The sequence below is a fragment of the Romboutsia sp. 13368 genome (genome assembly GCF_018336475.1).
GTDB lineage: Bacteria > Bacillota > Clostridia > Peptostreptococcales > Peptostreptococcaceae > Romboutsia.
This window is the reverse complement of the sequence record NZ_CP048741.1, coordinates 973,963-974,358: the sequence shown is the minus strand read 5'-3', so window position 1 is coordinate 974,358 and position 396 is coordinate 973,963. Positions and strand designations below refer to the sequence as shown.

At 14.4% G+C, this 396-nt stretch carries 1 protein-coding gene; it reads right to left on the bottom strand.

Annotated features, from left to right (window positions below; translation table 11 throughout):
• Positions 1-72: 72 nt before the first annotated feature.
• A partial coding sequence (locus tag G3997_RS03960; protein WP_296648452.1) for a hypothetical protein occupies positions 73-396 on the bottom strand: 324 nt, incomplete at its 5' end.

Sequence of the window (396 nt, the reverse complement as noted above, 5' to 3'; positions counted from 1 at the left end):
TATTAAAAAGGAATTATCTTAAATAAATATTAATAAAAATTTATTTAAAATAATTCCTTTATTTTCTTTACTTTAAAATTTATTTATCTTAAATATAAATTCAATTATAAGATATATAAATATAGTTAYAGCTATACCTTTATTTATATTCGATTTGAAAGTTTTATCTATTATATTTTTAAATTCATTCTCTAAATATATATTCTTTATATATACACCATAAAAATAATCTTTACTACTTATATTTTGAGTACTTAAAACTATCAAGTGTATAAATAACATTATGATTATAAACACAATATTTCCTATTATATTTATCATTATTTCATCCCCTAATATATTATTAATATAATTATATATTCTTGTATATACTAATGCTACAATTAAAGTAGTTAT